At 47.0% G+C, this 26,398-nt stretch carries 26 protein-coding genes; 15 read left to right on the top strand and 11 right to left on the bottom strand.

The genetic code is table 11. The features are described from left to right. Positions 1–4: 4 nt before the first annotated feature. The 5 genes from R3P39_RS04960 to ccoN all read right to left on the bottom strand — a co-directional run bounded on the left by R3P39_RS04960 (position 5) and on the right by ccoN (position 3,888). Entirely contained in the window at positions 5–496 is a 492-nt protein-coding gene (locus tag R3P39_RS04960) for a FixH family protein (RefSeq protein WP_336566030.1), read from the bottom strand. 118 nt (positions 497–614) lie between these two features. After that, positions 615–1,580 carry a cytochrome-c oxidase, cbb3-type subunit III gene (ccoP, locus tag R3P39_RS04965; RefSeq protein ID WP_336566032.1) on the bottom strand — a complete coding sequence of 322 codons (966 nt, stop codon included), beginning with the start codon at positions 1,578–1,580 and terminating at the stop codon, positions 615–617. Then, entirely contained in the window at positions 1,577–1,762 is a 186-nt protein-coding gene (locus tag R3P39_RS04970; RefSeq protein WP_336566033.1) for a cbb3-type cytochrome oxidase subunit 3, read from the bottom strand. The genes ccoP and R3P39_RS04970 overlap by 4 nt, the downstream gene beginning before the upstream one ends. Positions 1,763–1,767: 5 nt before the next feature. Further along, the gene (gene ccoO / locus R3P39_RS04975; protein WP_336566034.1) at positions 1,768–2,442 is read right to left on the bottom strand and encodes a cytochrome-c oxidase, cbb3-type subunit II; all 675 of its coding nucleotides are present in this window, start codon (positions 2,440–2,442) and stop codon (positions 1,768–1,770) included. 12 nt (positions 2,443–2,454) lie between these two features. Then, the gene (ccoN, locus tag R3P39_RS04980; protein ID WP_336566035.1) at positions 2,455–3,888 is read right to left on the bottom strand and encodes a cytochrome-c oxidase, cbb3-type subunit I; all 1,434 of its coding nucleotides are present in this window, start codon (positions 3,886–3,888) and stop codon (positions 2,455–2,457) included. A 289-nt stretch (positions 3,889–4,177) separates the two neighbouring features. Here ccoN and R3P39_RS04985 point away from each other — a divergent pair, with 289 nt between their 5' ends. Together R3P39_RS04985 and R3P39_RS04990 are read left to right on the top strand one after the other, a co-directional pair. Continuing rightward, positions 4,178–4,624: a hypothetical protein gene (locus R3P39_RS04985; RefSeq protein WP_336566036.1), complete on the top strand. Its 447-nt coding sequence runs from the start codon at positions 4,178–4,180 to the stop codon at positions 4,622–4,624. Further along, a complete protein-coding gene (locus R3P39_RS04990; protein ID WP_336566037.1) occupies positions 4,621–5,097 on the top strand; it encodes a transcription elongation factor GreAB in 477 nt (158 codons plus the stop codon). Before R3P39_RS04985 ends, R3P39_RS04990 begins: the two co-directional genes overlap by 4 nt. Before the next feature lie 13 nt (positions 5,098–5,110). Here R3P39_RS04990 and R3P39_RS04995 read toward each other — a convergent pair whose 3' ends face one another. After that, the gene (locus R3P39_RS04995) at positions 5,111–6,103 is read right to left on the bottom strand and encodes a GlxA family transcriptional regulator (RefSeq protein ID WP_336566038.1); all 993 of its coding nucleotides are present in this window, start codon (positions 6,101–6,103) and stop codon (positions 5,111–5,113) included. A 119-nt stretch (positions 6,104–6,222) separates the two neighbouring features. Here R3P39_RS04995 and R3P39_RS05000 point away from each other — a divergent pair, with 119 nt between their 5' ends. The 3 genes from R3P39_RS05000 to R3P39_RS05010 are packed head-to-tail and all read left to right on the top strand — an operon-like array spanning position 6,223 to position 9,692. Further along, the gene (locus R3P39_RS05000; protein ID WP_336566039.1) at positions 6,223–8,121 is read left to right on the top strand and encodes a beta-ketoacyl synthase; all 1,899 of its coding nucleotides are present in this window, start codon (positions 6,223–6,225) and stop codon (positions 8,119–8,121) included. Between the two features lie 54 nt (positions 8,122–8,175). Further along, on the top strand, positions 8,176–8,349 hold the full coding sequence (locus R3P39_RS05005) for a hypothetical protein (protein WP_336566040.1): 174 nt from the start codon (positions 8,176–8,178) through the stop codon (positions 8,347–8,349). Between the two features lie 17 nt (positions 8,350–8,366). Next, positions 8,367–9,692, top strand: coding sequence for a serine hydrolase domain-containing protein (locus tag R3P39_RS05010; RefSeq protein WP_336566041.1), 1,326 nt, complete (start codon positions 8,367–8,369; stop codon positions 9,690–9,692). Positions 9,693–9,775: 83 nt separating this feature from the next. Here R3P39_RS05010 and fghA read toward each other — a convergent pair whose 3' ends face one another. Continuing rightward, positions 9,776–10,618, bottom strand: a complete 843-nt coding sequence (gene fghA, locus R3P39_RS05015; RefSeq protein ID WP_336566042.1) for an S-formylglutathione hydrolase — start codon at positions 10,616–10,618, stop codon at positions 9,776–9,778. A 220-nt stretch (positions 10,619–10,838) separates the two neighbouring features. Next, positions 10,839–11,960: an S-(hydroxymethyl)glutathione dehydrogenase/class III alcohol dehydrogenase gene (locus R3P39_RS05020; protein WP_336566044.1), complete on the bottom strand. Its 1,122-nt coding sequence runs from the start codon at positions 11,958–11,960 to the stop codon at positions 10,839–10,841. Positions 11,961–12,056: 96 nt separating this feature from the next. Here R3P39_RS05020 and R3P39_RS05025 point away from each other — a divergent pair, with 96 nt between their 5' ends. Further along, entirely contained in the window at positions 12,057–12,947 is an 891-nt protein-coding gene (locus tag R3P39_RS05025; RefSeq protein WP_336566046.1) for a LysR family transcriptional regulator, read from the top strand. Here the strand turns inward: R3P39_RS05025 and R3P39_RS05030 are convergent. Continuing rightward, entirely contained in the window at positions 12,919–14,577 is a 1,659-nt protein-coding gene (locus R3P39_RS05030) for a SulP family inorganic anion transporter (RefSeq protein WP_336566047.1), read from the bottom strand. The two genes, R3P39_RS05025 and R3P39_RS05030, sit on opposite strands and share 29 nt — an antisense overlap. 147 nt (positions 14,578–14,724) lie before the next feature. Then, the gene (gene rne, locus R3P39_RS05035) at positions 14,725–18,036 is read right to left on the bottom strand and encodes a ribonuclease E (RefSeq protein WP_336566048.1); all 3,312 of its coding nucleotides are present in this window, start codon (positions 18,034–18,036) and stop codon (positions 14,725–14,727) included. A gap of 605 nt (positions 18,037–18,641) precedes the next feature. Here rne and rluC point away from each other — a divergent pair. Both rluC and R3P39_RS05045 read left to right on the top strand, forming a co-directional pair. Continuing rightward, positions 18,642–19,592: a 23S rRNA pseudouridine(955/2504/2580) synthase RluC gene (gene rluC, locus R3P39_RS05040; protein ID WP_336566050.1), complete on the top strand. Its 951-nt coding sequence runs from the start codon at positions 18,642–18,644 to the stop codon at positions 19,590–19,592. 1 nt (position 19,593) lies between these two features. Next, a complete protein-coding gene (locus R3P39_RS05045; RefSeq protein WP_336566051.1) occupies positions 19,594–20,283 on the top strand; it encodes an HAD-IIIA family hydrolase in 690 nt (229 codons plus the stop codon). On the opposite strand, the gene R3P39_RS05050 is transcribed toward R3P39_RS05045, so the two are convergent. Continuing rightward, the gene (locus R3P39_RS05050; protein ID WP_336566052.1) at positions 20,224–20,814 is read right to left on the bottom strand and encodes a Maf family protein; all 591 of its coding nucleotides are present in this window, start codon (positions 20,812–20,814) and stop codon (positions 20,224–20,226) included. The two genes, R3P39_RS05045 and R3P39_RS05050, sit on opposite strands and share 60 nt — an antisense overlap. Before the next feature lie 119 nt (positions 20,815–20,933). Between R3P39_RS05050 and yceD the strand changes: the two genes are divergently transcribed. The 7 genes from yceD to fabF all read left to right on the top strand — a co-directional run bounded on the left by yceD (position 20,934) and on the right by fabF (position 26,314). Continuing rightward, entirely contained in the window at positions 20,934–21,458 is a 525-nt protein-coding gene (gene yceD / locus R3P39_RS05055) for a 23S rRNA accumulation protein YceD (protein ID WP_336566053.1), read from the top strand. 10 nt (positions 21,459–21,468) lie between these two features. Then, positions 21,469–21,639 (top strand): 50S ribosomal protein L32, encoded by a 171-nt coding sequence (rpmF, locus tag R3P39_RS05060; protein WP_336566054.1) that lies wholly within the window; start codon positions 21,469–21,471, stop codon positions 21,637–21,639. A gap of 11 nt (positions 21,640–21,650) precedes the next feature. Further along, entirely contained in the window at positions 21,651–22,697 is a 1,047-nt protein-coding gene (plsX, locus tag R3P39_RS05065) for a phosphate acyltransferase PlsX (protein ID WP_336566055.1), read from the top strand. Between the two features lie 52 nt (positions 22,698–22,749). Beyond that, positions 22,750–23,676 (top strand): ACP S-malonyltransferase, encoded by a 927-nt coding sequence (gene fabD / locus R3P39_RS05070; RefSeq protein ID WP_336566056.1) that lies wholly within the window; start codon positions 22,750–22,752, stop codon positions 23,674–23,676. Between the two features lie 13 nt (positions 23,677–23,689). Further along, the gene (gene fabG, locus R3P39_RS05075; RefSeq protein WP_336566058.1) at positions 23,690–24,436 is read left to right on the top strand and encodes a 3-oxoacyl-ACP reductase FabG; all 747 of its coding nucleotides are present in this window, start codon (positions 23,690–23,692) and stop codon (positions 24,434–24,436) included. A gap of 316 nt (positions 24,437–24,752) precedes the next feature. Next, a complete protein-coding gene (acpP, locus tag R3P39_RS05080) occupies positions 24,753–24,989 on the top strand; it encodes an acyl carrier protein (protein WP_005494401.1) in 237 nt (78 codons plus the stop codon). Positions 24,990–25,075: 86 nt separating this feature from the next. Next, the gene (gene fabF / locus R3P39_RS05085; RefSeq protein ID WP_336566061.1) at positions 25,076–26,314 is read left to right on the top strand and encodes a beta-ketoacyl-ACP synthase II; all 1,239 of its coding nucleotides are present in this window, start codon (positions 25,076–25,078) and stop codon (positions 26,312–26,314) included. Positions 26,315–26,398: the final 84 nt, after the last annotated feature.

Below are 26,398 nucleotides of genomic sequence, written 5' to 3' on the forward strand. Positions count from 1 at the left end.
ACGGTTACTTATACTGCGGTGTTATTGCAATCACATCTTGGTGGGGAAGTTGGATCTTTTCTTTCATTTTCCAACTGCCATCCATAGGTTCAATAAAGATAGTAAAAGCGCCACTGTGGGGCTCATCTAATAAACCGGTAAATTCATCGCTGGCGTTCTTGGTTAAGGTGACAGCAAAATCGTACTTTTCGATTGTGCGGTGGTAAAAAGAGAGCTTTAAGGCATGTACATTAGAGTAATCGCCTTTGGTAAATTTAAACGACACCTTTTGGTTTTGAACGCGTAAATCGCCATGCAAATACAAAGCTTTGGCTTTGTTGAACTTACTTAATTCAAGATTAATGGCTTTGCCTTTTTTATAGTAGTCATCTACTACCATGTCGGGGCCGTTGCCGACAGCTAAAGTCACTAACAAGACACAGGCAATGATGGTTGCTAGCGGGAAAAAGATTAAAAACCAGGGCCAAAAATTCTTATACCAAGGGGTCGGGTTCATAGTTGCTCACAGGGCTATAAAACTTGCCGATATTCTACCGTAAGTTACGGTAAATACCTAAAAAAAAGCCTCCAATCGGAGGCTTTTTTGATCTTAAATAAGCTTACAAACGGTGAGTTTATTTTTCCTGAGACAGGCTATAAACGTACGCTGTAAGTAGGTGTACTTTATCTTCACCTAAGATCTCTTTCCAAGCTGGCATTACACCGGCACGGCCATGACGTAGGGTTTCTTCAACCGCGCGTTGTGAACCGCCATATAGCCAGATGTTGTCAGTTAGGTTAGGTGCACCAAACGGTAGGTTATGGGCAACAGACCCTTTACCGTCCATACCGTGACAGGCAGCACACATAGCAAACTTGGCTTTACCCGCTGCGGCGTCTTTTTGGTTAACGGTACGACCCGATAGGCTTAACACGTAAGCGGTCATTTCTTTGATGCCTTGGTCGCCAAGCGCATCTTGCCAACCAGGCATAGCGGCAACACGGCCTTGTAATAGCGTTTCTTTGATCTTGTCAGGAGAACCGCCATACAACCAGTCATCATCCGTTAGGTTCGGGAAGCCAGTACCACCACGGGCGTCTGAACCGTGACACTGAGCACAGTTTTGCGCAAACAAACGTTGACCGATTTCCAGTGCTTCTTCGTTCTTAGCCAGAGCTAATACGTCTTGCTTAGCAAACTCTTGGAAAATAGGACCGAAGCGAGCATCGGCAGCTTCAAACTCTTTATCAAGTTGAACCCACTCACCATTTGCCTTAGCTTTTTCAACGGCTTCCTTAGATTTTTCCAAAGAGGTAACCCCTTGGTTAGAACTGGTCCAGTTCAAAAAGCCTTCATAGTTACCTAAGCCAGGATACGCCGCAAGGTAATATACCGACCAAATAAAGGTGGCGAAGAACATGTAGGTCCACCACTTAGGCAGTGGGTTGTTTAGTTCTTCGATACCGTCAAACTCGTGGCCACAGCTTTCACCTTCTTTGACGCCTGTGTAGTTTTTCAGGTTCCAAAGTAGTAAGCCGAAAATCAGAGCTAGACATGCAAGGGTTAATACAATAACCCAGATACTCCAAAAGCTAGTCATTTTTCAGACTCCTTTTCCTCATTAGAGATAGTGTTGTTGTGTTCTTTTTCATCTTCAAAGATGGCTTTGGCGGCGTCGTCAAAACGGCGTTTTGACCGCTTGCTGTAAGCCCATACAACAATCACTATAAACAATATCAAAATTACCAGAGTCAAAATGCCTCTGTATGTGCCGTAATCCATAATAATTACTTCAAGTGTGTGCCAAGTTGCTGTAAGTAGGCGATAAGTGCTTGCATTTCTGTTGCACCTTTGCCGTCGTTCATCGCACGGATTTCATCAACCTGTGCTTGTAGCTCTGCATCATCACCGTAGCCTTTGCCATTGTAGCGGTCAGAAGACTTATCAATGCCAAATGCATCACGGAACACTTGTAATTTCTTCAAAGTATGGGTGGTATCAACTCTGTTGCTATCTAGCCATGGGTAACCTGGCATGTTCGACTCAGGTACTACCGAGCGCGGATCCATTAAGTGGGCATAATGCCAATCATCTGAATAACGCTCACCAACCCGTGCCAAATCAGGACCCGTACGCTTAGAACCCCACTGGAATGGGTGATCCCAAACTGATTCACCGGCGACTGAGTAGTGACCATAACGTTCAACTTCATCGCGGAAAGGACGGATCATCTGTGAGTGACAGTTGTAACAGCCTTCACGAACGTAGATATCACGGCCTTCCATTTCCAGCGCAGTCAGTGGACGTAATCCCTCAACTGGCTTAGTTGTGTCATCTTGGAACATTAGTGGCGTAATTTCTACTAAAGCACCAAAGCTAATCGCGAACACCGTTAGGATAGCCATTAGGCCAACGTTCTTTTCAACGATTTCGTGTTTGTTTGTAGAGTTATTGTTGCTCATACTCACTACCCCTTAAGCCACTTGTGGGTTAGCATCAGTAGCTAACTCGCCACTTTTTGCTGAAACCGTACGGTATACGTTGTAAGCCATAATCAGCATACCTGCGACGATGAACACACCGCCAAGGAATCGCATGATGTAGAACGGCTTAGAAGCTTCAAGTGATTGTACGAAGCTGTACATTAAGGTGCCGTCAGAGTTTACTGCACGCCACATTAGACCCTGCATAACACCAGAGATCCACATAGCGACGATGTACAGTACAACACCCACTGTGTGTAACCAGAAGTGCGTGTTAATCAGCTTAATGCTGTACATGTTACCGTGACCAAATAGTGCTGGGATCAGGTGATAAATTGCACCGATAGAGATCATTGCAACCCAACCTAGCGCACCAGAGTGTACGTGACCTACAGTCCAGTCTGTGTAGTGTGAAAGCGCATTAACTGACTTAATCGCCATCATTGGACCCTCAAAGGTAGACATACCGTAGAACGACAGTGAAACCACGAGGAAACGTAGAATTGGGTCAGTACGAAGTTTGTGCCACGCACCTGAAAGCGTCATGATACCGTTGATCATACCACCCCAAGAAGGCACGAATAGAATCACTGACATCACCATACCTAGAGACTGCGTCCAGTCTGGTAGTGCTGTGTAGTGTAGGTGGTGAGGACCAGCCCAGATGTAAAGTGAAACCAGCGCCCAGAAGTGAACAACCGATAGACGGTAAGAATACACCGGACGGCCAGCTTGTTTTGGTACAAAGTAATACATCATACCAAGGAAACCAGCAGTAAGAAGGAAGCCTACCGCGTTGTGACCATACCACCACTGAACCATGGCATCTACCGCACCGGCGTAGATTGAGTATGATTTAGTCAACGAGATTGGCACAGCCATGCTGTTTACAATGTGAAGAACAGCAACGGTGATAATGAAACCAGCATAGAACCAGTTTGCTACATAAATGTGTGACACTTTACGCTTAATAAGAGTACCGAAGAATACTACTGCGTAAGTTACCCATACCACTGCGATAGCAATATCAATTGGCCACTCAAGCTCAGCATACTCTTTAGAAGAAGTAATACCTAGCGGTAGCGTGATAGCTGCTGCGACGATAATGGCTTGCCAGCCCCAAAATGTGAATGCGGCAAGTTTGTCAGAGAACAGGCGCGTTTGACACGTGCGCTGCACAACATAGTAAGAGGTTGCAAATAGTGCACTTGTACCAAATGCAAAGATTACTGCGTTCGTATGTAACGGACGTAGTCTAGAGTATGTTAACCATGGAATGTCGAAGTTTAACGCAGGCCACGCAAGTTGCGCTGCGATAAATACACCTACACCCATGCCAACAATGCCCCAAATCACTGTCATGATAGCGAATTGGCGTACAACTTTATAATTGTACTCAGTTTGTGATGCTACTGTTTGGCTCATTTTCTGGATTCCGCTGCAATTTATTGCGATTAGAAATGAATTACCTGAATTACAGGCCCTAGTTATATTTCTTCAAGCCCGTCATGTTTTCACTCAAACCTTGAGTGCAAACCTAACCAGCCCGAGAAACCTTTATTTTTGCGAGGAAATAATAATTTTTTTGCTGCTGAAAAGATACCAAAAACACCTAAAATTATGACATCAATCAATTTTTAGCGCGCTTTTTGTATGCTTCTTAAGCGACCTAGCAATTGTCTTTAAACTTGCGTACACTGCGCAGGTTTAAGTTGTGACGGTAACCAGCATGATTGCAAAGCAATTAACCATGGCAATGCTAGGATTTTTCCTCGTGGCCTGTTCAGACCCGACTGCTATTATACATGAACGTTCAGAAAATAGTGAAAGTTCAGTAACAAAAAATGTTTGTTTGTCGCAATCCCCTTGTAAACTTTCCGAGCATCTCTCGTTATACCTAGGTTCCGCAAGGGTTGAGCCCGAAACCGAGTTTGTTATTCAGCTTGAAACTAATACTAAAGTTGAAGTGAAATCGGCGTGGCTCGAAGGGGAAAACATGAATATGGGGCGTATTCCGGTATTTTTTGACGATAGCCTCACAGCAAGTGCCATGGTGGGCATGTGTAGTGACCCTAAGATGCGCTGGTTATTGCGCTTAGATGTGGTGGTGAATGGTCAAGCTCAGCTCTATAGCCAGCCAATCATAGTGAGTTACCAATGAATAAAAGCGTTTTTATTGAACATTTAAAGTTTGCCTTAGAGCAGCAGTTACTGAATGCCACGGCAGCCGCCAACAGCGCTCGGGCGGACGCGACTCATGAACAAAGCGCAGCAGAGACGCAATATGACTCGCTAAGCATTGAATACGGCTATTTGGCTGAAGGGCAAAGCGAAAGAGTGGATGCCTTGCACCGGGCGCAAAACGAAATAGTGGCACAACTGCAGCTGCAACACAGCAATACCGTAGGGCATAACAGCTTGGTGGAACTGATTGACGAGTCAAATCAATCGCACTGGTTTTACTTGGCTCCATGCGAAGGCGGGTTAAAAGTAGCATGCAAAGGGCAAACCGTAATGGTACTCACCTTTGCTGCGCCTCTGGGGCAACAGTTACGCGGTTGCCAAGTGGATGATGAATTCACCTTTGCCTTTAATGGTCGTCAACAAAGCTTGTGTGTAGCACAAATTTTATAAAGCGATTGCGCGCTTAAGAAAACAGTTTACGGCGCACAATACCACGGTAACTGGTAGGCGACTTTCCCATCTGCTGTTTAAACACTCGACTTAACTGCCCCTGAGAGTTAAAGCCGCAAGCCAGCGCGATATCTTGAATGGATAAATCGCTGCTGGCCAATAACTCCTTCGACATTTCTACTCTTAGCTGTTGTAAATAAGCGACCGCTGTTTGACCTGTGGCTTGTTTGAAGCGCCGATTAAAGGTGCGGTAGCTCATATCAAACTGGGCGGCAACACTGGGTAATGACAGCTCCGTTGCGGCATTGTTTTTCAGCCAAAATTGAATGGCGGCGATTTGCTCATCGGCGTGGCGGTCTACGGCCCCTTCAAGATAACGTTGTTCTTCATAAGGTTTTCTTATTTCATGGGAAAAGTTTTGCTGTACGTGGTGAGCGGCGTCAATGCCATAAAGTAATTCAATCAAGTGGACGATGACATCGGCTAAGGCGTTTAAGCTGGCGACGGTATAAATACGCTCTGATTGGGTAATAAAGTAGTCAGGCTTTAAATCAACATTGGGGTACAAAGTGGCAAACTGTTTGGCGAAATGCCAATGGGTGGTCGCAGAGTGGCCATTGAGCAAACCACTTTGCGCCAAAAAGCAAACCCCAGTACCGACTCCAACCAAAGTGCTGCCGGCTTCCCAAGCATCGGCCAAAGAGGTGCTAAGCTCAGGGTTACGCTGCACAATGGGGCGTGGGTTGCGCCAAATACTTGGAACAATAATGTAGTCATACAAGGGCAGCGAGCTAAAATCGCTTTGCGCGTGTAAAGACAAAGCGTTGTCGGTATTCACGGCTTCGCCATCGCTGCTGCAAAGCTCCACGGTTAAAGGCGTAAAGGATGGTTTGCCGTGAACGCGAGCAAACGCTTGACCCGCCTTAAGCATTTCTAGCGGCAAAGTCACACTGGTAACTAACATATGTTGATACAGCACGATAGCAATGCGAGTAGTAGGTTGCATCTGCTCCGACCTCTTTGTTGTGGCGAAAAATGTGTTATTAATGGCGCATAATGCAAAAAGTTTAATTTCAATGCAATTAAAATCAATGTCATCATTTTCAATCAGACTTTAGGAATACCATGACTGCATTGCCAATCATTGTCGGAATGGGGGGAATTAACGCCGCGGGGCGCACTTCATTTCATCAAGGTTTTAAACGCATTGTACTTGATAAACTAGACCAAAAATCACGCCAAGAAACCTTTGTTGGCTTAGCCACCTTGATGAACTTAGTTACCTATCAAGAGGGCAAACTTGTAGACGCGCAAGGTGACGAAGTCGCAAAGAGTGACATTGAAGCGCGGTTTGGCGACGCTATCTTAGCAGGCACCTTGATCCGCAAGATTGAAAAAAACCACTTTGATGTCGATGCCACGCCTTGGCAGCAAAAACTTACTATGAACAGCAACGACGGCAAAGAAATTGTCTTTAGTTGTCGTAAGCGTGACTTACCTGAGCCGTTACCAGCGTGTTGGCAGGTCACTGAACTAGATAACAAAACCGTTGAAGTAGTTATCCGTGAGCAGCTAGAAGTTAAGCACCTCAGTCACCGCGACAATCCTATTAAAGCCGCCGGACAGTTACCCAGTGGCTTTGAGCCGGCAACTATGTACAACAGCCGCTACCAGCCCAGAGGCTTGCAGGCGACGATTTTTGCAGCCACCGATGCCATTCGCTCTACGGGCTTGCCTTGGGATCAGGTCATGAACAGTGTCCGCCCGGATCAAATTGGCACTTACTCGGCCTCGGTCGCAGGGCAAATGAACGAAGAAGGCTTAGGGGGGCTGGTTCGCAGTCGCTTGCGTGGCGATAGAGTCAGTACCAAGCAATTGGCGTTGGGCCTGAATACTATGTCCACTGACTTTATCAATGCCTACGTTACTGGCAGCGTGGGTACTGCCTTCTCCACCTCAGGCGCTTGCGCCACGTTCTTGTATAACTTGCGCGCCGCCGTCAACGACATTCAAGCGGGTCGTACACGGGTTGCCATTGTTGCCAGTAGTGAATGCGCTATTACCCCTGAGATCATCGAGGGTTTCGGCAATATGGGGGCATTGGCGAATGAGGAAGGCTTACGTAAGCTGGATAACACCGACACGGTAGATTATCGCAAAACCAGCCGACCATTTGGAGAAAACTGTGGCTTTACCATTGGTGAAGGCGCACAAGTGGCTATTCTCATGGATGATGCCTTAGCGCTTGAGCTCGGGGCGCAAATCATGGGATCAGTGGCGGATGTTTACGTTAATGCTGACGGCGTGAAAAAGTCCATTACGGCACCGGGGCCTGGTAACTACATCACCATGGCAAAATCTGTGGCGTTGGCACAAGAGATAGCAGGAAAAGAAGCACTGGCAAAACGCAGCTTTATTTTGGCCCATGGCTCCAGTACTCCGCAAAACCGCGTGACTGAGTCATTAATTTACCACAAGCTAGCGGAAACCTTCAGCATTAACGGCTGGAAAGTGGCGGCACCGAAAGCCTATGTGGGTCATACCATTGCACCGGCTTCTGGCGATCAATTGGCGATGGCGTTGGGGGTATTTGAATACAATATTATGCCAGGGATCACCACCATTGATGAAGTAGCGGAGGATGTTCACAGCGAGCATCTTGATATTCGTACCGAGCACTATGAGTGTGACGCTATGGACATCGCGTTCATTAACTCAAAAGGCTTTGGTGGCAACAATGCCACGGCCACGGTGTTTTCTCCAAAGTTGACAAAACAGCTGCTAAGCAAACGCTATAGTGCCCAGCAGTTTGCCGACTACCAACACAAGCTTGGTGAAACTCAGGCACGTCAAAACAGCTACCAACAAGCCGCTGATTTAGGTCAATACCAGCTTATTTATCGTTTTGGTGAAGGCATGGTGGATGAGTCTGCACTAACCTTAAACGAGCAAGAGCTCACTATTCCAGGGTTTGAGCAAGCCATTAAACTGTGTGAGCATAATCCTTATAGCGATTTACTGTAATACATAATGTTAAGCAAGCAAGGCGCACAGGGAGTGCGCCTTTTTTATGCCTAATTGCAAAATAGGCTAGGCGACAAGGCGCTGTCGTGGCTATTATGGCTAGGTGTGATGAGCTGGTGTTTATCTCGTATCAAGCGCTATTTTGCTGCAAGCGCACATGACTTTATGAGCAGCAAAGCGACTGAAAGCCATGGGATTGATAACGCCAACTTTGCCTTGTTAGCGTAACCATAAGGAAAGACCAAATGCCTATTTTAACGATAATACGCTTTGTTGCCTTTGTACTGTGTGGCGTGGCAGCCCTAAGCAGTCAAGCGCAAGAGGCGTTGGCCACAAGGTTATCAGCGCAAGCTTCCGATCCCAATGAACTTGGCTGGATGGTTGGCTTCCCGCCGCCGAAAAGTAAGCGCATCACTCAGCCGGATAGCAATTTTTTTAGCTTTCCGAAATTGCGCTGGTCGGTTTGTCATATGCGTGAACTTCTGCCCACTGCCGCAATTAAGCGCAATGTCTCAAGCTATGAACCTTTGCAATTTCAGCCCATTGCTGGAATAGATGAGGTGGTGTTTACGCCGCTGCACAGTGACAAAACCATGACTTGGTCGCAGAGCTTAGCGGCGAACTACACCGACGGCATAGTGATTATGCACCGTGGCAAAGTAGTGTATGAGCGGTATTTTGGCTGTCTGGATAAGTACAGCAACCACGCTGCTATGTCTATGACTAAATCAGTGACGGGGCTGATTGCAGAGATGCTGATCGCTAAGGGGCAGTTAGACCCTGCTGCAAAAGTGGCGACATTGATCCCTGAACTAAAAAACTCGGCGTTTGCAGCGGCCTCTGTGCGCCAAGTGATGGATATGACCACAGCACTTGATTACAGTGAAAAGTATGGCGATCCCAAAGCCGATATTTGGCGCTACGCCTACGCGGCAAACCCACTACCAAAACCTGCGGATTATCAAGGGCCGGTTGGCTATTTTGAATACCTGCAAACCATTCAAGGCAATGGCGAACACGGTAAAGCCTTTGGCTATAAAACCGTTAATACCGATGTATTAGGGTGGATAGTCTCTGTGGTTAGCAACACCAAGTTTGATCAGCTAGTGTCTGAGTTGTTATGGCAACCTCTTGGCATGCAGCAAGATGCCGATATTACCGTGGATGGTATTGGTACTCCTTTTGCTGGTGGAGGCCTCAGTGCTAGCCTGCGTGATCTGGCGCGTTTAGGTCAGGCGGTATTGGATAATGGCCGTATCAACGGTAAGCAGGTGATACCACAGGCTGCCATTGAGAGTATTCGCTTAGGTGGCAATAAACAGGCATTTGCTAAAGCGGGTTTTAAAACCATGGCAAATGGCAGTTACCGCAGTATGTGGTGGCATTTTCACAACCAAAATCAGGCCTTCGCAGCTCGTGGAGTACATGGTCAGACTATCTACATTGACCCCGCAGCAGAGATGGTGATAGTGCGATTAGCGTCGCATCCAAGCGCCAGTAATAGCAAAATCGACCCGACCTCATTACCGGCGTATCAAGCCATTGCGGACTTTTTATCAGCGAAAAAGTGAATGACACTAGCTGGATAGCAAACCAGATATCCAGCTAGTTGTCAGGCTTACTAGCGCTTAAAGTCTAGGCAGATAATGTCACACTAGCTTAGGTGCTGATGATGAAATTCAAGGTGCTCATCAATAAAGCTCGAAATAAAGAAATAGCTATGGTCGTAGCCATCGTGGCTATTTAATTGCAGAGGGTAGTGCGCTGCAGTGGCTGCTTGCTCAAAAACCCAAGGCTTTAGTTGCTGCTCTAAAAACTGATCGCTAGCACCTTGTTCAATCAAAATAGGGGGTTTGCATGTGCCTTTATAATCGCTTATCAACGCGGTGGCATCGTATTGCTGCCAATCATGCTTATTGTCACCTAAGTAGCCGGTAAACGCTTTTTGCCCCCACGGAGAATTACTCGGGTTTACGATTGGACTGAACGCCGAAATACTGCTGTATTGCTCTGGGCTGCGCAGGCCAATAACTAATGCACCATGTCCGCCCATAGAGTGACCACTAATGGCTTGCTGTGAGGTCACCGGAAAGTGCTCGCGGATCAGCGCCGGAAGCTCTTGGGTGATGTAGTCGTACATTTGATAGTGCTTGGCATAGGGAGCTTGGGTTGCGTTTAAATAAAAACCTGCGCCAAGCCCAAAGTCATAAGCGCCGTCAGGATCATCAGCCACATCCTCGCCGCGCGGGCTAGTGTCAGGGACGACCAGCGCCATTCCGAGTTGGTTGGCTTTTTTGAAAGCGCCGGCTTTTTGCATGAAGTTTTCATCCGTGCAAGTCAGGCCAGAAAGCCAATATAACACCGGTACTTGTTTTCCTTCATTGACCTGCTGCGGTAAGAAAATGGCGAACGTCATGTCACATTGATTACACTGACTATGGTGTTTATATCGCTTGTGCCAACCGCCAGAGACTTTATTACTGGAAATCAGTTCCATTATGGTTCTCCTAACTAATACCAATCCGCATTAATACTTGCTCAATTTGAGGGAGCAAATTCGACGCTAACTGCGTTAAAAATGTCTTATTTAGAATAACTAAATAGCAAAATTTTCGCCTGGTTATCGACCGAATTTTCTTGCCTCAAATAGACCACTTAATTAAGCAAATTGGTATGAAAAGGACGCGCAGGGCGTCCTTGGATTGTAGAATTAACTATTAATAATGGATCACTGAACGAATGCTCTTACCTTGGTGCATCAGCTCAAAGGCCTCGTTAATGTCATCCAGCGTCATGGTGTGAGTAATAAAGTCATTTAATTTAAACTCACCTGCCATGTAGCGTTCAACGATGTCAGGTAGCTCAGAGCGCCCCTTAACCCCGCCAAAGGCACTACCGCGCCATACTCGGCCGGTAACTAACTGAAATGGGCGAGTTGAAATCTCTTGACCGGCGCCTGCGACACCAATAATAACGGATTCACCCCAGCCTTTATGGCAACACTCTAAAGCACTGCGCATCACATCAACATTGCCAATACATTCAAATGAGAAGTCGACACCGCCATCGGTCATCTCGACAATGACTTCTTGGATAGGCTTGTCGAAGTCTTTAGGGTTAACGAGATCTGTGGCGCCTAGTTTTTTCGCCAGATCAAACTTGTCTTCATTAATGTCGATACCAATAATGCGGCTTGCGCCAGCCATTTGAGCACCAATGATGGCTGATAAACCAATGCCACCGAGACCAAAAATAGCCACGGTATCGCCTTGTTGCACTTTTGCTGTGTTCATCACAGCACCCATACCCGTGGTGACGCCACAGCCGAGCAGACAAATCTCTTCAAGAGGTGCTTCTTTGTTAACTTTGGCAAGGGATATTTCTGGCAATACGGTGTACTCAGAAAACGTCGAGGTGCCCATATAGTGGTAGATAGGCTCGCCATCTTTATAAAAGCGCGTAGTGCCGTCTGGCATTAGGCCTTTACCTTGGGTTTCACGGATCTGTTGGCACAGGTTGGTTTTGCCCGACTTACAGAACTTACACTCACCACACTCAGGGGTGTATAACGGAATAACGTGATCGCCAACGGCAACGCTGGTAACACCTTCACCAACCGCTTCGACGATGCCAGCACCTTCATGGCCTAAAATAGCCGGGAAAACGCCCTCAGGATCTTCTCCAGATAAAGTGAATGCATCGGTGTGACAAACGCCTGTGGCGGTGATCTTCACTAATACTTCGCCTTTTTTCGGTGGCATGACATCCACTTCTTCAATGCTCAGTGGTTGCCCGGGGCCCCAAGCAATGGCTGCTTTCGATTTAATGAATTCTGACATGTTACTTTCCTTTCTTTAGAAACTAAACACAGTATAACTAGCATTTAAAATTTGATAATCTTTAAAATTAATAAAGACTTTTACGGATATGTAATAATGGATCGGTGGAATGGCATAGATGAGTTTGTTGCAGTGGCCGCCAATGGCTCTTTTAGTGCGGCAGCACGACAGTTGAATACCTCAGTAGCCCAGATCAGCCGGCGAGTGAAGTTACTCGAGCAGCGTCTAAATGTGCAGCTGTTAACACGCACCACCAGAAAGCTGGCATTGACTCAAGAGGGCGAGGTGTTTTTATCCCATGCCAAACACTTGCAGCATGGTCTTGATGATGCCACGGCGGCGCTGCGGCAAAGAGACCGCCAGCCCACAGGAAAGTTAAAAATCACCGCGCCGGTGATGTATGGTGAGTCGTATGTGATGCCTGCCATTGTTGAGTTTATGCGGCTCTATCCGAAAGTGGAAGTTGAAATCCACTTAACCAATCATCAGGTCGATTTATTGGATAAAGGCTTTGATCTCGCTATTCGCCTTGGGCCATTACAAGATTCCTCACTGCGCGCTAAAAAGTTGACCGTACGAGAGACCATGGTGTGCGGCGCACAGTCGTATCTCGATCATTATGGTCAGCCTCATACGCTGTCTGAGCTTGCAAAGCATCAGTGTTTGATAGGTAACAGCAGTGAATGGCGATTTTTAGAGGAGGGCAATTCCCGCTTTGTTAAAGTGAGTGGGGCGCTGCGCTGCAACAGCGGCTGGGGCTTGTTGGCGGCGGCTAAGCAGGGGTTAGGCTTAGTGCAGTTACCGCATTATTATGTCCAAGAGGCATTGGCCTCGGGTGAACTGACGGAAGTGTTAACGGCGTTTCGTCCTGAGCAAGAGGGAGTCTGGGCGCTGTATCCGCCCAGACAATTTGTCGCCACCAGTTTGCGACTGATGCTCGACCACTTAAGTGAATACTTCAGTCCGTTTTCGCCATCTTATCGATAGCTTCACTGAGCGCTTGCTCGCGGCTATCACAAAAGGCTTTGTCACCTAAGCGGTCGTGAATATTTAAGCGTTTTAGCTTATCTGTGGTCTCGCTATTAGGGGAGTAGATATAAACACTGCAATTGGCATCCAGAGCATCAGAAATGGCATTCTCAATGGCCAAGCCTACGGTAACATCAATCATGGCAACATCACTTAAGTCCAGCACCATGGCATTGTATTCGCTTATTTTGCGGTGCTGTCTGGCAATGGCCTTTGAGACACTGAATATCATCGGGCCTGAGAGGTAGAAAAACAACAGCTTACCATCGGCTTTATCAAGTAGCGCTCGCTCATTATCTGTCAGTGGCACGTATTCATCGCTGTCACTGTCACTGATGGCTTTAACATGGTTCTCTTGCACTTGGCTTAAGCGCTCGATAACCATAATGTTAGAGATAAACACGCCAAGACCCACAGCAACAATGAGGTCCACAAACACGGTGAGTAACATCACGCCGTACATAATTGCCATTTGGCTGACACTTAATTTGTGTGCGCGCTGGATAAAACTCCAATCCAAAATATTGTAGCCAACATACACCGCGATACCAGCTAATACCGCCATGGGGATGGGCTCAGTTAAACCGCCTGCGACAAATACTACGGCCATGAGGATTAACGCACGACAGATACCGGCAATGGGAGAGCGGGCACCTACTTGGATATTCACCACTGTGCCCATGGTTGCTCCTGCCCCTGGCAGTGCACCAAACAACCCAGCGAGCATGTTAGCTATCCCTTGACCACGTAACTCTTTATCAGAGTCATGCTCGGTTCTGGTTAAGCTATCGGCGATGACCGCGGTCAGTAGCGTGTCAATGCAGCCCAAAGTACCCAGCACCAAAGCATCAATCAGCATCTCAATAAAGAGTTCTGGCGATAGCACCGGAAACACTAAGCTCGGTAAGCCACTGGGAATTTCACCAATCCGGCGAATGGTGTCAGTATCGAAAACAATCACTGACAGCAAGGTCACGGCCACCAAAGCAACCAATTGCGCTGGTACGTATTGACGCCAGCGACTTGGCATCTTAAACAAGATAGCTAAGGTGATAACGCCTAAGAATAATTCCGCAAGGTGTAAATCGAGTATCAGTTCCGGCAGATTGGCTAAGGTGCCAATTACGCCTCCGGCAGGGGCTTGGTGACCCAGTAACGGAGCCAGTTGCAAGATAATTAAAATCACCCCAATACCAGACATAAAGCCGGATATGACACTGTATGGCATTAAGGTCACGTATTTACCGAGCTTAAGGGTGCCGAGTAGGATCTGGAAGGCACCGGCCATCATCACTACCGTGAAGCCCATGGCCAGGCCATTTTCTGGGTATTTACTCATGGTTGCAGTTAACACCGCAGTCATGATCACTGTCATTGGGCCGGTAGGCTCTGAGATCAGCGAGGTTGAGCCACCGAATAGGGCTGCAAATAACCCCACTAATATGGCGCCCCACATGCCTGCTTCAGCGCCAGCACCCGAGGCCACGCCAAATGCCAGTGCCAAGGGCAATGAAATAATCGCGGTGGTCACTCCGCCAAACAGGTCACCCTTAATTGTGGCGTGTTGAAATCTCTTTAGTGTGAACATACTTTTGACTATAACGATCAAAAAATTGACGGCATTCTACCTGATAATTGGCCTTAAGCGCCATGAAGGACTGGTATTACCATTGCGGTAGAACGATTACCAAACAAAAAAAAGCCAGTCTAGAAAGACTGGCTTAGGTTTTGTTTATTAATCAACTTGGGCAGGAGAGGCCATGTCGGCACTCGCTTTGCCACTGGGTGATTTCGAACCCGCGCCTGAGCTGCTGCTGGCAGCTGGGCGGTTCTCTAATGGCATAGCTGTTGGCGTTGGCATGGTATTTTGCTCAACTACACTTTCTGCTTTGGTCATTGGCGCATTAGCACTGTACTGATAACGTGTGCGGGATTGACCATTGACTGGCGTTGCCGTTTTTTCAGGTTCAGTTACTTCAGGCTCTGTCACTTCAGGCTCTGATGCAGCTTCAGTCTCAACGTCGGCGTGTGGCTCATCTGCAGAGGTAGGCTCTGCTGCATTCGCTTCAGCCTGTTGTGGCGCTGAGTCAGACTCAGACGCTAGCTGTTCATCGCTTTGCTCTGATTGAACGGCACTTTCAGGCGCCTTATCTGCAGGCTCATGGCTAGCCGTTGCTTCACTCGCTGATTGCTGTGCATCCGAACTGCTTGGAACCTCTTCCTCGATTGCGTTAACTTCCGTCTCAGCTTGTTCACTATCCACTTCAGCTTGTTCCGCTGCAGCACTGTGCTCAACTTGCTGAGGTTGCTCAGGCGTCTCAACGGCTTGCTCTTCAGCTGCCGGTGCTTGCTCATCAGTGCTATTATCCACCGCTACTGTGTCAGTGGTTGCAGTTTCTGCTGGCGCCGACGAGACAGACTCGGCTTGCTCTGCGGTGTTTGTTACCGCATTGCTGCTGTCGTCTTCACTGTGCGATTGCGCTTGCAGTTGTGCTTCATACTCAGCAGCCGCTTGATCGGCAACCGGAACAAAGGCACTAGATTGCGACTTTTCAGGCGCATCTTGACGGCGGCGACGCTGTCCTGCGGCACGAAGGTGGCGAGGTGAACGACGCGAACGAGTGCGGCCTTCTTTTTGCTCCTCATCCACAGCTTCTGTATTGGACTGCTGTGTGGTATCGCCGTCAGTGTGTGCTGTCTCTGCTTCCGCTTTAGGCGCGTTGGTATCAACGGCTTGCTCTGCTGGTGCAGTTTCTACTGGCTCGGCTGCAGGCTCTGGCGCTTGCGCTGTGTCATCACGTTGTGCTTTGACTTTTTCCGCTTTAGCTTTTGCCGGCTTTTTCGCTTTGTTGCTATCGGCCTTCTGCTCAGCCACTGGGGTAGTGGTTGCGTCAGTTGCCGCTGCGTTGTTCTGCTCAGTGCTCACTGCGTTGTCTTGAGCTTCAGTTTCCACACGGACTTTCTTGCGTAGGTTACGACGCTGTCTGCGTGGTTTAGTCTTGTGCTCTTTGACTGCCTCAGGTTGCTCTTTATGATCCGTCTTAGTATCCGTTGCTTCTGCATTTTGTTGCTTGGCTGGACGATTTGCTTTGTCTTGCTCAGAACGTTTACGGTTATTAGGGCGACGGCGCTTACGATTATCACTGCGCTGTTCCTTATTACCATTGTCGTCTTTGCTCTGCACTGCATCGTTTGGCTTATCGTCTTTTTGGTTATCTTGACGGCGACGATTGTTATTGCGACGGCGATTATTGTTGCGACGGCGGTTGTTGTTCTGGCGGTTTGATTCGCGTTTAGGTTGCTCTTGCTCTGGCTTTTTCTCTTCTTCTGCAGGAGCAAATAAGCCTTTTAACCAATTGCCAAGCTTAGTAAGTAAACTTTCCTCAGCCGCTTTTTTAGCTTGTGGCTCAGGCGCCTTTGGTTGTGGTTGCGCTTCTGGAGTCGGAGCAGGGGCATCTGGCATCACCACGCCTTTAAGCACCGGCTCTTCTTTTACTACCGTTTGCGGTCGCGCCACTTCCATTGCTTCCGGCTCTGGGGTAACAATTTGTTGGTAGCTGGCTGCTTCTGGTGTTTCATCCTTACGCAGTCTCACCACTTCATAGTGTGGTGTCTCAAGGTGCTGGTTTGGAATAATGATAACATGGCATTCATGGCGCTTTTCAATGCGCTGTACTGAACGGCGTTTCTCATTGAGCAAATACGCACCCACGGCCACAGGCACTTGGGCGTTAACTTGAGCGGTGTTGTCTTTAATGGCTTCTTCTTCAATTAAGCGCAAAATCGACAGAGCAATAGACTCGTTAGAGCGGATTGTGCCTTGGCCATCACAGCGTGGACAAGTGTGCTGGCTTGCTTCACCTAATGAAGGGCGCAAGCGTTGGCGTGACATTTCCAACAAACCGAAGCGAGAGATTTTACCAATTTGCACTCGGGCACGATCAGTACGAACGGCTTCTTTTAAGCGGTTCTCTACTTCACGCTGATGGCGCGGTGGTGTCATATCGATAAAATCGATTACGATCAGGCCGCCAAGATCTCGTAAACGCAATTGTCTGGCGATTTCATCGGCTGCTTCTAAGTTGGTGTTCAGCGCTGTCTCTTCTATGTCGCCGCCTTTGGTGGCTTTTGAAGAGTTAATGTCGATTGAGGTCAGTGCCTCTGTTGGATCAATAACGATTGAACCGCCCGATGGTAAACGCACTTCACGTTGGAAAGCCGACTCAATCTGGCTTTCGATTTGGTAATGGGTAAACAAAGGCACATCGTTTTGATAAAGCTTAACGCGGTTAATAAAGTCAGGGCGGAAACGCTCAATGTGTGCCTTGGCTTCTTCAAACACGCGTGGCTTATCAATTAGAATCTCACCGATATCACGACGTAAATAATCGCGGATAGCACGGAAAATAACGTTGCTTTCTTGGTGGATAAGGAACGGTGCCTTGCCACTGTCAGCAGCATTTTGAATGGCTTCCCAATGCACCAGAAGAGCTTTAAGGTCGTACTCAAGCTCTTCAAAAGATTTTCCCACACCGGCAGTACGTACGATTAACCCCATGCCTTTAGGCACATTTAAACGGCTTAGAGCTTCTTTAAGCTCGATACGCTCATCGCCTTCGATACGGCGTGAGATACCGCCGGCACGTGGGTTGTTCGGCATCAGTACTAAATAACTGCCCGCGACACTAATAAAGGTGGTTAATGCTGCGCCTTTTTGGCCTCGTTCTTCTTTATCAACTTGAACGATAACCTCTTGACCTTCTCTAATAACATCTTTGATATTAGGGCGGCCGTTAAAGGTGTAGCCAGAAGGGAAGTAGGTTTTAGCAATTTCTTTTAGTGGCAGGAAACCGTGACGCTCGGCGCCATAATCAACAAAGGCGGCTTCTAGTGAGGGTTCGATACGGGTAATTTTACCCTTGTATATGTTGGCTTTTTTCTGTTCGTGACCAGGACTTTCAATGTCTAAATCATATAGACGCTGGCCGTCAACCAGTGCTACGCGCATTTCTTCTTGCTGCGTCGCATTGATCAGCATACGTTTCATATTGTAATTCTCTACTCAATTTATTTACAGCGCCTGATACGTATAGCCAGTGGCGGTTTATAACTCCTGGACACTCTGATTATTAATGCAGTCTCACGACTGGGAGAAAGAGTATATTTACAGTAACCGCTGTTATCAGGATAACTTCACTGATTTTGCATTCGTGTTTGTAACGTTTATGACGTTTCATAAGTGCCTTGGTATTCATATGCTGTCACTGATGTTATTTTCAATGATCCAGCTTACCTCTTCAGATACTTATGAGTTTGACGAGTTGCGGTCCTTTTGCACGGGTATTACTGCAACTGTGATAAACGCATCAGACAAATTTTAATTTATTGCTTTTTGGTTATTTTATTGTCGTGTTCAGTCAATGAACGAAATATTACGCGCTTCGTATTGACTGTTCGCTCGTGTATTAGCTCGAATGGAGATAATAAAAGCTTTGGAAATATTAGCTCTAATCTGTATGATCTGCCATCCAAGATGTGCATCACGACATTGTTTTTGCGATAAAAAGCACCTCGCAAAAAGGAACGGCTTGATTATCCCATTAATAGTGCCGTGATAGCAACTAAATTATTACTCAAATCAGTGATTAGGCAATGTCAGACAAACCCGCATTAAAAGTAACCTTTGTTAGCGTATCCGAAGACCAAGAAGGCCAACGGATTGATAACTTTTTAGTGACTCATTTAAAAGGTGTGCCTAAAAGTGCCGTATACAAAATTCTCCGTAAAGGCGAAGTCCGGGTGAATAAAAAGCGGGTCAAGCCAGTTTATAAGCTGCAAATCAATGATGAGATCCGCATTCCGCCGATTCGTGTGGCAGAAAAAACAGAATTTGTCCCTAAGAACCTCGACAAGGTAGCCAACCTCGAAGAAGCCATATTATATGAAGATAAGTATCTGATTGTAATAAATAAGCCGGCAGGTATGGCGGTTCATGGTGGCAGTGGCTTAAGTTATGGCCTGATTGAAGCGCTGAGAGCTCTGCGCCCGCAAGAACAAAACCTTGAATTGGTGCACCGTTTGGATAGAGACACCTCGGGCTGTTTATTAATTTCTAAACGTCGCGCTGTGTTAAAAGGCTTGCATGAACAGCTTCGTGAAAAAACCATGGAGAAAAACTATCTCGCATTAGTTGCAGGTCAATGGGATGCCAAGCATAAAAACGTTACTGAGCCACTGAGAAAAAACACCTTAAAATCTGGAGAGCGGGTGGTGAGAGTGGATCACGAGCAAGGCAAGCCTTCGCATACGCGCTTTCGTGTGGTGGAGCGTTTTGAACATGCTTCTTTGGTACAAGCTTCGCCGGTAACCGGTAGAACACACCAAATTCGCGTCCATACCCAGTGTAAAGGCCACCCTATTGCCTGTGATGACAAATATGGTGACCAGGTGTTTGATGGCAAAATGCGTCAGATAGGCTTAAACCGCTTATTTTTACATGCCAAAGAGTTGCGTTTTATCCACCCCAAAACAGAAACCACTCACCACGTTGAGGCGCCATTAGATGAGGCGCTGCAGGCGTGCTTAACTCGGTTGCGTGGCTAATATGCATTATCAATGTATTATTTTTGACTGGGATGGCACGGTGATGGATTCCGTGCCAAAAATTGTTAATACCATTCATTTGGCCGCCACTGACTGTGGTCTGGAAAGGGTGACGGACGAACAAGCTAAAAACATCATTGGCCTGTCATTGGAAAAGGCCATGTTGCGGTTATTTCCACATCACCCAGATAAGTTGCAACAACTGGTGGCCGCCTACAAACACATCTACAAGCATGTAGATACCACTCCAACGCCACTGTTTAGTGGGGTGACTGAGCTGCTAAAACAGTTAAAGCAACAGGGAAAACACATTGCCGTGGCCACGGGTAAAAGCCGAGTGGGGCTAGACCGTTTATTAGCTGAAAGCGGTTTGCAAGACTATTTTGTGATCACGCGAACGGCCTGTGAAGCGCAGTCAAAACCGCACCCAGACATGCTCGAACAAATTTTACAGCAATTGCAGCTTGTACCTCAGCAGGCGGTCATGGTAGGAGACACTCTGATTGATATGGAGCTGGCTCAGCGAGCCGGCGTTGACGCCATTGGCGTTACTATGGGCGTGGCTTCGCGCGAGATATTGTCTAATACCCACGCGAAACACATCTGTGATAATTATCAACAGCTTGCGCAGCTATTGCTGACTCAGGACATCGACACCGAAATCAAGCAACATCTCTGTGAGTTGAATTAAGGGTAACCCGATTAAGGTATTGGGATCGTCGCCCTGTAACTTTTCAAATAATGCGATCCCCAGTCCTTCACATTTAAAGCTGCCTGCGCATTGGTAGGGTTGTTCAACCTCACAATAATAGTCAATTTGTTGGGCTGTTAAGGTTCGAAAGTGAACACTGAATGGCACCACGTGCGAGCGGAATTTACCGCTGGCAATATCATAAACACATAAGCCAGTAAGAAACTCGACACGCTGGCCGCTAAAGCGACTCAACTGGCGTACCGCGTTTTCTTTATTGTGAGGTTTGCCAAGTATTTGTTGTTCAAAAACCGCCACCTGATCCGAGCCTATGGCGAGACCATGACTAAAGTGCTGTTGTGCCGTTTTGGCTTTTTCTTCGCTTAGCCGCCGCACTAATTGCTCTGGCGTTTCTTGTGCTTGCGGCGTTTCATCAATTGCCGGAGCAAAGCTGCTAAAAGGTAGCTGTAATTTTTCTAAAATTGACTGCCTAAATGGTGAACTTGAAGCTAAAATAATGGCCGGGTTCATAAAAACCTTTTTATACAAACGTCATTGACGACAGGATATAGCGCAATAAGGCGAAAAACAAAGGGAAAGTGTATTTTTACTTTGACTAACACAGTAACTATCTATATGATGCAGCCCCTATGCAAAAGGTGAAAATTCCCATCACTCTTGATCCCTGCAGAGCAGCACAGCGTCGGGCTACTTATGACGGCTTTGTATTGCTTGAAGAACTTTCTCGCTTGCAGCAAGTTGTGCAGGATCAAAATAGTGAAATAGCGGTAGATATTCATTGCGATATTGATGAGCAAGGTTTGGTGGTTTTGCGTGGCAAAGTCCAAGCGCACCTGACGGTAACTTGTCAACGTTGTAATGGTGAATTAGGGTTGGATTTGGAACAAGACTTTGCGTATTCGCCAGTCGGATTAGGTGCAGAGTCGGAAAGTCTTCCCGAGCGTTATGATGAATTAGAGCTAGACGAGGAAGGAGAAGTAAACCTTCGACAATTGATCGAAGATGAACTTATTCTCGCTATCCCGATAGTTCCAATGCATGATGAGGCGCAATGCTCTTATTCTGATGAGCCAAAGAGCTTTGGTGAAATTGCAGCAGAAGATAGCAAACCAAATCCATTTGAAATTTTAAAACAACTTAAGAAAGATTCTTAGGAGAAGGCTAATGGCGGTACAAAAAAGCAAAAAGTCACGCGCACGTCGTGGCATGCGTCGTTCACATGATGCGATCAGTGGACCAGCGCTAACTGTTGATCAAGTTTCTGGTGAGACTCATCGTCGTCACCACGTAACTGCAGACGGTTACTACAAAGGCGTAAAAGTAGTTTCTAACTAAGAGATTGCTCTATGCTGAATAATCTAACCATAGCGTTAGATATGATGGGGGGCGATTACGGCCCCCGTTCATCTATACCAGCAGCCATTGCTGCGGTTTTAAAGCATCCTCACCTAACCTTATTACTCTGTGGCAATCAACAAGTCATAGAAGAAGCACTCATAAAAGCTAAAATGCTTGACCATCCTAGGTTGCAAATTATTCATTGCAAAGAGGTGGTGACCAACAGTTGCGATCCCGCACAAGCTCTACGTAATAAAAAACAATCTTCAATGCGCATTGCGTTGGAATTGGTGAAGTCAGGCCAAGCACAAGCGTGTGTCAGTTCAGGTAACACTGGGGCGCTATTTTTAATGGCCCATTATGTACTTAAAATGCTACCAGGGATCCGTCGTCCCGCTCTCATTTCTGCCGTGCCCACAGAGAAAAAGCAACCCGTATACTTGCTCGACCTAGGCGCAAACGTGCATTGTGATGCTGATACCTTGTTCCAGTTTGGCATTATGGGTTCCATAGTCGCTGGAGAAGCGCTGCACTGTGATGCTCCGAAAGTGTGCCTATTGAATATTGGCGCGGAAGAAATCAAAGGCCATGATGGCATCAAACAAGCCGCTAAATTGATGCGTGCGTCTTCGTTTATTAATTACCAAGGCTATTGTGAAGGCAGTGATATGTTTTCCGGCAAAGCCGATGTCATTGTCTGTGAAGGGTTCGTTGGTAATGTGGCACTGAAGACTTGCGAAGGGATTGCTAAGTTAATCATGCATAAGTTTACTAAAGCGCTGAAAAAGCACTTTTTTTATAAAGTGTTGGCATTTATGCTCCGACCCGTTATAAAAAAACTGTATAAACGCGTGAACCCCGACCAGTATAACGGCGCAAGTCTGGTAGGATTGCGCGGTATTGTGGTAAAAAGCCATGGCAATGCCACCAACAAGGCATTTTTAGCTGCCATTGAGGAAGCTGCACAAGAGGTGCAGCGTAAGATCCCAGAAAAAATTCAAGCGGTGCTTGAACAAGCTGAAACAGAAAAACAACCGTCAGGTCCCACCCCTTAACATCACAAGGTGACATGAGGACGTGACGAGAACACAAAAGAAAGAGCACATTATGTCACAAAAAATTGCACTATTTTTCCCAGGCCAAGGCTCACAAAGCGTGGGTATGCTGTCTGAGTTATTGTCTTCCTCAGAAATTGTCAAAAACACCTTTGCAGAAGCGTCACAGGCACTAGGCTACGACCTAGCTGAGCTGGTATTAAATGGCCCAGAGCAGGAGCTTAACTTAACCCACCGCACGCAACCAGCGCTATTAACCGCCAGTGTTGCTATCTTCAGAGCGTGGCAAGAAAAGCAAGTAGATGCTGAACTAACCTTAGCTGGACACAGCTTAGGGGAGTATTCAGCGTTAGTGTGTGCCGGTGTGCTTAACCTAGCTGATGCGGTTAAATTAGTAGAAAAACGTGGTTTATATATGCAAGAAGCGGTGCCAGCAGGCACGGGTTCGATGGCGGCGATCATCGGTCTTGATGACGAGGTTGTTGCTAAGGTGTGTGCTGAATCAGCGCAAGGAGATGTGGTGTCTCCAGTGAACTATAACTCGCCGGGCCAAGTGGTTATTGCAGGTCACGTAGAAGCTGTAGCGCGTGCCTCGCAAGCGTGTAAAGAAGCCGGTGCTAAACGTGCTTTAGAGCTTGCTGTAAGTGTACCTTCACACTGTGCGCTAATGAAGCCAGCGGCGGAAAAGTTAGCACAAGACCTAGAAGCAATTAGCTTTAATGAGCCGAAATATGCCGTGATCAATAACGTTGATGTGGTCATAAGTAAAGATGCGGCAGCGATAAAAGATGCCTTAGTACGTCAGTTATACAGCCCAGTAAGATGGACTGAAACAGTCCAAGCCGTGGCCAAAGAGGGGATCACCACGAGCTTCGAGTTTGGTCCAGGAAAAGTCATCAGTGGCTTGGTGAAGCGCATCGACCGCAGCGTAAGCTGTAGCTCAGTCAATGATTTAGCTGCAATTGCAGCAGCAGAATAAGGATGAATAACAGATGAGTAATTTATTTTCTTTAGCGGGCAAAGTGGTATTAGTCACTGGTGCCAGCCGGGGTATAGGTAAAGCCATTGCAAACGCTTTGGTGGCTCAAGGCGCGAAAGTAGCTGGTACGGCAACCAGTGAAAGTGGTGCACAACGTATTTCTGACTATTTAGGTGAAAATGGTAAAGGATATGCGTTGAACGTCACCGAACCTGAGTCAATTACTGAGACATTAGCTGCGATTAAGGCCGATCTTGGTGATGTTGATGTATTAGTGAATAACGCCGGTATTACCCGCGATAACCTGCTAATGCGTATGAAAGAGCAAGAGTGGGACGACATTATCGATACCAACTTGTCTTCGGTCTTTAGACTTTCTAAAGCCGTATTGCGTCCGATGATGAAAAAGAAATCGGGCCGTATTATCAATATTGGCTCGGTGGTTGGCACCATGGGCAACGCAGGCCAGTCTAATTATGCTGCCGCGAAAGCGGGTGTGATTGGATTTACAAAATCCTTGGCGCGTGAGGTTGCATCTCGTGGTATTACGGTAAATACTGTAGCTCCGGGCTTTATCCAAACGGATATGACCGATGAGTTAACGGATGAGCAAAAAGCAGCAACCTTAGCCAATGTCCCAGCAGGGCGTTTAGGTCAACCAGAAGAAATTGCGGCGGCAGTCATCTATTTAGCCTCGGACGCTGCGGCCTATGTGTCGGGCGAAACATTACACGTGAATGGTGCTATGTACATGGTGTAATAGCAATCCGCATTAATACTTGCTCCCTCAAATGGACCACTTAATTAAGCGAATTGGTATAAGCTACTTTGTAGCGAGCTACACCCGACGTCACCGAAACGGGGATGAGAACGCAAATTAATTGAATTTTTTGTGATCTTGTCGACAACGTACTTGAAATCGTATTGAAAATAAGCGATAAAAAGATTCATAGGTTTTTAACAGGTTTGACCAGAAAAAAAAGTGAGGGTCAATCCTTGAATCCCAGTATGATGCGGCGTAAACTGCGCCAAAATCTGAAAATTAACGCAGTAGCGTTTAAATAAAGGAAAGAAGAATGAGCGACATCCAAGAACGCGTAAAGAAAATCATTGTTGAACAACTAGGTGTTAAAGAAGAAGAAGTGAAAAACGAAGCGTCATTTGTTGATGACCTTGGTGCTGACTCTCTAGACACTGTTGAGCTTGTAATGGCGCTAGAAGAAGAGTTTGATACTGAGATCCCTGACGAAGAAGCTGAGAAAATCACTACTGTTCAGGCAGCTATCGACTACGTTACTGCTCACGCTGAGTAACCAGTTATCCCATTAGGGCAGCACTCGCTGCCCTAATTCATTTCTAGACCCCCCATCAATATAATAATCCCTTTTTGGAGGACACCGTGGCTAAACGTCGAGTCGTAGTAACTGGCTTAGGTATGTTGACGCCGCTGGGTAATGATGTTGCATCTACCTGGCAGGGCTTATTAGAAGGCCGTAGTGGCATTCGTAATATCACACACTTTGACACTGAAGGTTTCGGCACCAAATTCGCTGGTTTGATCAATGACTTCGATGTCACTGATTATATTTCCAAAAAAGACGCCAAAAAAATGGATGTCTTCATTCAATACGGTATCGCAGCCGGTGTGCAGGCACTCAATGATTCTGGATTGGAAGTCACTGAGCAAAACGCGGATCGCGTTGGTGTTGCCATTGGTTCTGGTATCGGTGGCTTAACACTGATTGAAGAAAACCATGTTAAGTTGTTGAACAGTGGCCCACGTAAGTTATCTCCTTTTTACGTGCCTTCTACCATCATCAACATGATCTCGGGTCATTTATCCATTATGCATTGCCTCAGAGGCCCGAATATTTCAATCGTTACCGCATGTACTACAGGCCTTCATAATATTGGCCACGCTGCACGAATGATTGCTTATGGTGATGCCGATGCCATGGTGGCAGGGGGTGCAGAGAAAGCATCAACGCCAATTGGTATGGGTGGGTTTAGTGCTGCGCGAGCGTTATCAACTCGTAATGACGATCCGCAAGCTGCCTCAAGACCTTGGGACAAAGACCGTGATGGTTTTGTGCTGGCTGATGGCGCAGGGGTTATCGTACTTGAAGAGTATGAGCACGCTAAAGCGCGTGGGGCAAAAATTTACGCTGAGTTATCTGGCTTTGGCATGAGTGGCGATGCCTATCATATGACTTCTCCACCTGAAGACGGTGCTGGTGCGGCGTTGGCAATGGAAAACGCGCTTAAAGATGGCGGCGTAAATGCCGATCAGGTTGGTTACATTAATGCTCATGGGACATCTACCTCAGCAGGCGATGTGGCTGAGACACAAGCGGTTAAATCAGTGTTTGGTGCTGCCGCTGATAAAGTGATGGTGAGTTCTTCAAAGTCCATGATGGGCCACTTACTTGGCGCGGCCGGCTCGGTGGAGTCAATTATCTCGATTTTGGCTCTACAAGAGCAAAAAGTGACGCCAACCATCAACTTAGATAACCCAGACGAAGGCTGTGATTTGGACTATGTACCGCACACAGCGCGTGATGCCAAGCTTGACTACACTCTTTGTAATTCGTTTGGCTTTGGTGGCACGAACGGCTCATTGCTGTTTAAAAAGGTGTAGTTAGCCTTAGCATAATGATGCATATTTAGGTTATTATCATAAAGCTCGGCATTGCCGGGCTTTTTCAGTTAATGGAGTAATGAC

This window comes from Pseudoalteromonas sp. UG3-2 (assembly GCF_037120705.1).
In the GTDB taxonomy this organism is placed as follows: domain Bacteria; phylum Pseudomonadota; class Gammaproteobacteria; order Enterobacterales; family Alteromonadaceae; genus Pseudoalteromonas.

Bases quoted from the DNA above. Each gene is read 5' to 3' on its own strand.
- R3P39_RS04960 (WP_336566030.1), bottom strand. From the start codon at position 496: ATGAACCCGACCCCTTGGTATAAGAATTTTTGGCCCTGGTTTTTAATC.
- ccoP (WP_336566032.1), bottom strand. From the start codon at position 1,580: ATGACTAGCTTTTGGAGTATCTGGGTTATTGTATTAACCCTTGCATGT.
- R3P39_RS04970 (WP_336566033.1), bottom strand. From the start codon at position 1,762: ATGGATTACGGCACATACAGAGGCATTTTGACTCTGGTAATTTTGATA.
- ccoO (WP_336566034.1), bottom strand. From the start codon at position 2,442: ATGAGCAACAATAACTCTACAAACAAACACGAAATCGTTGAAAAGAAC.
- ccoN (WP_336566035.1), bottom strand. From the start codon at position 3,888: ATGAGCCAAACAGTAGCATCACAAACTGAGTACAATTATAAAGTTGTA.
- R3P39_RS04990 (WP_336566037.1), top strand. From the start codon at position 4,621: ATGAATAAAAGCGTTTTTATTGAACATTTAAAGTTTGCCTTAGAGCAG.
- R3P39_RS04995 (WP_336566038.1), bottom strand. From the start codon at position 6,103: ATGCAACCTACTACTCGCATTGCTATCGTGCTGTATCAACATATGTTA.
- R3P39_RS05000 (WP_336566039.1), top strand. From the start codon at position 6,223: ATGACTGCATTGCCAATCATTGTCGGAATGGGGGGAATTAACGCCGCG.
- R3P39_RS05010 (WP_336566041.1), top strand. From the start codon at position 8,367: ATGCCTATTTTAACGATAATACGCTTTGTTGCCTTTGTACTGTGTGGC.
- fghA (WP_336566042.1), bottom strand. From the start codon at position 10,618: ATGGAACTGATTTCCAGTAATAAAGTCTCTGGCGGTTGGCACAAGCGA.
- R3P39_RS05020 (WP_336566044.1), bottom strand. From the start codon at position 11,960: ATGTCAGAATTCATTAAATCGAAAGCAGCCATTGCTTGGGGCCCCGGG.
- R3P39_RS05025 (WP_336566046.1), top strand. From the start codon at position 12,057: ATGGATCGGTGGAATGGCATAGATGAGTTTGTTGCAGTGGCCGCCAAT.
- R3P39_RS05030 (WP_336566047.1), bottom strand. From the start codon at position 14,577: ATGTTCACACTAAAGAGATTTCAACACGCCACAATTAAGGGTGACCTG.
- rne (WP_336566048.1), bottom strand. From the start codon at position 18,036: ATGAAACGTATGCTGATCAATGCGACGCAGCAAGAAGAAATGCGCGTA.
- rluC (WP_336566050.1), top strand. From the start codon at position 18,642: ATGTCAGACAAACCCGCATTAAAAGTAACCTTTGTTAGCGTATCCGAA.
- R3P39_RS05045 (WP_336566051.1), top strand. From the start codon at position 19,594: ATGCATTATCAATGTATTATTTTTGACTGGGATGGCACGGTGATGGAT.
- R3P39_RS05050 (WP_336566052.1), bottom strand. From the start codon at position 20,814: ATGAACCCGGCCATTATTTTAGCTTCAAGTTCACCATTTAGGCAGTCA.
- yceD (WP_336566053.1), top strand. From the start codon at position 20,934: ATGCAAAAGGTGAAAATTCCCATCACTCTTGATCCCTGCAGAGCAGCA.
- rpmF (WP_336566054.1), top strand. From the start codon at position 21,469: ATGGCGGTACAAAAAAGCAAAAAGTCACGCGCACGTCGTGGCATGCGT.
- plsX (WP_336566055.1), top strand. From the start codon at position 21,651: ATGCTGAATAATCTAACCATAGCGTTAGATATGATGGGGGGCGATTAC.
- fabD (WP_336566056.1), top strand. From the start codon at position 22,750: ATGTCACAAAAAATTGCACTATTTTTCCCAGGCCAAGGCTCACAAAGC.
- fabG (WP_336566058.1), top strand. From the start codon at position 23,690: ATGAGTAATTTATTTTCTTTAGCGGGCAAAGTGGTATTAGTCACTGGT.
- acpP (WP_005494401.1), top strand. From the start codon at position 24,753: ATGAGCGACATCCAAGAACGCGTAAAGAAAATCATTGTTGAACAACTA.